Source organism: Aquabacterium sp., assembly GCF_044226965.1.
Classification (GTDB): domain Bacteria; phylum Pseudomonadota; class Gammaproteobacteria; order Burkholderiales; family Burkholderiaceae_C; genus Pseudaquabacterium.
Map to the genome: position 1 here is coordinate 1 of NZ_JBGAGA010000127.1, position 3,002 is coordinate 3,002.

The 3,002-nt window shown below is 71.0% G+C and carries 4 protein-coding genes; 1 reads left to right on the plus strand and 3 read right to left on the minus strand.

Annotated features, from left to right (window positions below):
* On the plus strand, window positions 1-278 hold a 278-nt coding region (locus ACILR4_RS28800; RefSeq protein WP_395704324.1), incomplete at its 5' end, for a hypothetical protein.
* Between the two features lie 23 nt (window positions 279-301).
* On the opposite strand, the gene ACILR4_RS28805 is transcribed toward ACILR4_RS28800, so the two are convergent.
* From ACILR4_RS28805 to ACILR4_RS28815, 3 genes are all read right to left on the minus strand, one after another.
* On the minus strand, window positions 302-1,105 hold the full coding sequence (locus tag ACILR4_RS28805) for a CsgG/HfaB family protein (protein WP_395704325.1): 804 nt from the start codon (window positions 1,103-1,105) through the stop codon (window positions 302-304).
* Between the two features lie 133 nt (window positions 1,106-1,238).
* Window positions 1,239-2,135 (minus strand): hypothetical protein, encoded by an 897-nt coding sequence (locus tag ACILR4_RS28810; protein ID WP_395704326.1) that lies wholly within the window; start codon window positions 2,133-2,135, stop codon window positions 1,239-1,241.
* Window positions 2,136-2,225: 90 nt separating this feature from the next.
* On the minus strand, window positions 2,226-2,927 hold the full coding sequence (locus ACILR4_RS28815) for a YggS family pyridoxal phosphate-dependent enzyme (protein WP_395704327.1): 702 nt from the start codon (window positions 2,925-2,927) through the stop codon (window positions 2,226-2,228).
* Window positions 2,928-3,002: the final 75 nt, after the last annotated feature.

The window sequence follows — 3,002 nt, forward strand, 5'->3', positions numbered from 1 at the left end:
CGTTCTCGGGCCAGTACGCCGGCACGGAACAGGGCGTGTTCTCGGTGATCATCGGGACCGATGGCCGCATCTCGGGCATCGGCCAGTCGTCCAGCGGCGCCAGCTTCAACGTCAGCGGCGTGGCCAGCGCCAACGGCACGCTGGTGATGAGCGGCAACGGCACCGCCGGCACCTCGCAGTTCACCGGCGTGATCGACCCGAACTCCGGCAACGTGGTGGGCACCTGGCGCCAGGCCAATGGCCGGGCGCAGGGCACGTTCAACGGCCGGAAGCAGTAGCCGCGCGCGCCGAGGGAGGGGCTTCAGCCCTTCGCTGAGCCCTTCGTCGGCACCTTCTCGGGCAATGGCTTCGCGGCAAGGCCGCGTACCTGCTGCACCAGGTGGTTGTGCGCGTCCAGGAAGGCCGCTGCAATCACCTTCGCCTCGTTGGTGTTGGCCCAGCCCAGGCCGCCCAGGCCACCGCCCTTGCCGACCATCAGGCCGCCCAGGCCCAGGTCGGTGGAACGCGCGGCGCCGGTGGCCGACGAGAGCTGCTCGGTGGTCTCGTTGTCGGTCAGCAGCAGCACCACCTGCGCTTCCTTGAGCTTGACCTGCTCGGCAGCGCCGGCGAACTTGTTCAGCACCGGGATCATCGCCAGGATGCCGCCGATCTGCTTGCCCGCGTCCTGCTCGCTGAACACCAGGCTGGGCACCACGCTGTACTGGGCGACGATGCCGCGGCCCTTCTTCACCGTGGTGTCGTCCTGGCGCAGGATGCCCTTGTCCTTCAGCTCCTGCTCGTGCATGGTGGCATCGAGCCCGGCATTGCGGTCGACGATGCGGAAGCAGCCGCTCTGCTGCATCATCACCCGCACCAGCGGCAGCGGGGATTCGGGCAGGCCGTTGCGGCCGATGCCGGTATAGCCGCGCTGGTTCTCGACCAGCGCCACCACGGCCACCGGCGCGTCGCACTGCAACAGCTGCTGGGCCGCCGACTGCGCACCTTGCGGCCCGCCCGATCCGGTGACCACCGAGCCGCCCTGGCCCAGCTCCACTCCCTGCTTGCCGCAGCCTGCCAGCAGCACGCTGGCTGCGGCCATGGCCGCGATGCTGGGTCCGATGCGCATCGGCGCTTCCCCCTTCGTTGTGATGATGTCTGCCTCGCCATCATGGCCCGGCCCGAAGCGGCCGAACGCGCGACAGCTGATGCTGGCCGACAACGCAAGTGTGAGCGCTTGTGTCGAAGGGTGCGTCGGCGCGTCAGCGCGCGGGTGGGTCGGGCACGTAACCCTGGTTCTGCGGGAAGGGACGCGGACGCGTCGCGGCATAGGGCGGGTACTGCGCCGGGATGATGCCGGCCGCCACCAGGCGCTCGTGGCTGTCGTACTCGAGCTGCACCACCTGCTCGGGCGTGCTGGTGGCGCGCTCGAAGTTCGTGCGCCGCGAGACGGACCACTCGCGCTGGCCGTGGCCGGTGCCCAGGCGGTTGCCGGCGGCGCTGTCCTGGTCGGCACTCTTGGCGCTGGCGCTGCGCTCGGCCATCGCGCCCGCCGGCTCGGCGGCGCGCGCAGACGGCGCGGCCGGTGCCGCATCGCGCTGCTCCAGGCGACCGACGGTGGGCGGCGGCACCATCGGCGATGTGGGGGGCGAAGGCATCGGCGGCGGCACATGGCGCTCGCGGAACACCGCCATGCCGATCACGCCGACATTGCCCGGCCGGCCGGTCAGCGCGGCGTACGAGCGCTCGATCGGCGCGAACTCGAAGGCCGCGATCTCGGTGCCGGACTTGCGCCAGCCGTTGATGTCGTAGCTGCGGCCGGGTTCGAGCACGTAGCCCACCTGGCGCCAGTCGGCGGTCTCGCCCGAGACCACGTTGATGCCGTCGACCGACAGCACCACCAGCACGCGGCCCGCGCTCAGGTTGCGCAGCCGCAGCGCGTAGCGCGCGCCGGGCCGGCCGGGCACGAACTGGCGGCCGTCCTGCTGGTAGATCGGCGCCACCTGGCCGCTGTCGCGGTCGTAGACCTCCAGCGTCGCGAGCTGGGGCGGGAACGAGGCGACGGCCGTGCCGGCGCAGGCAGCGAGCGCCAGGCTGGCGCCGGCCAGGGCCAGCAGGCGGCGGCGCGGCAAGGCAAAGCGGGTCGTGGCGGTGGACATGGTCGGAACTCCTGGGTGGGTGACCCAGGCTTTCACGGCCGATGCGGCGCGGCGGGGTTAAACGCTCAGGCCCTCAGGCGGCGGCAGCGGTCAGGCAGCGGCATAGGCGCGACCGCCGAAGATGGCGGTGCCCACGCGCACGATCGTCGCGCCTTCTGCGATGGCCGCCTCGAGGTCGGCGCTCATGCCCATCGACAAGGTGTCCAGCGCCAGGCCCTGCGCCCGCAGCGCGTCGAACAGCGCATGCAGGGCGCGGTGCGGCGCGCGCTGGGCTTCGAAGTCGGCGGCCGGCTCGGGGATGGCCATCAGGCCGCGCAGCCGCACGTTCGGCAGCGCCGCCACGGCATGCGCCAGTGCCGGCAGCTCGTCGGGCATCACCCCGCTCTTGCTGGCCTCGCCGCTGATGTTGACCTGCAGGCACAGTTGCAGCGGCGGCAGGTGCGCCGGGCGTTGTTCGGACAGCCGCTGGGCGATCTTCAGCCGGTCGACCGAATGCACCCAGTCGAAGGCCTCGGCCACCACGCGCGTCTTGTTGCTCTGCAGCGGGCCGATCAGGTGCCATGCCAGCGGTGGCGAAAAATCTTGCAGCGCATGGATCTTTTCCAGCGCTTCCTGCACATAGTTCTCGCCGAACGCGCGCTGGCCGGCGGCAGCGGCCTCACGCACCGCTTCGGGGCCGAAGGTCTTGCTCACGGCCAGCAGCGTGACGGTCTGCACGGGTCGCCCGGCCGTGGCACAGGCGGCAGAAATCCGCTCACGCAGTTGTTGTAACTTGGTCGCCACGCTCTGCATAATGGCCCGAGCCTACCCCAAGCACCCCCGATGGACATCACGCAACTGCTGGCCTTCTCGGTCAAGAACAAGGCG

What these genes read in the sequence shown, in the direction of transcription:
- ACILR4_RS28805 (WP_395704325.1), bottom strand. Translation starts at nt 1,105, where the DNA reads ATGCGCATCGGACCCAGCATCGCGGCCATGGCCGCAGCCAGCGTGCTG.
- ACILR4_RS28810 (WP_395704326.1), bottom strand. Translation starts at nt 2,135, where the DNA reads ATGTCCACCGCCACGACCCGCTTTGCCTTGCCGCGCCGCCGCCTGCTG.
- ACILR4_RS28815 (WP_395704327.1), bottom strand. Translation starts at nt 2,927, where the DNA reads ATGCAGAGCGTGGCGACCAAGTTACAACAACTGCGTGAGCGGATTTCT.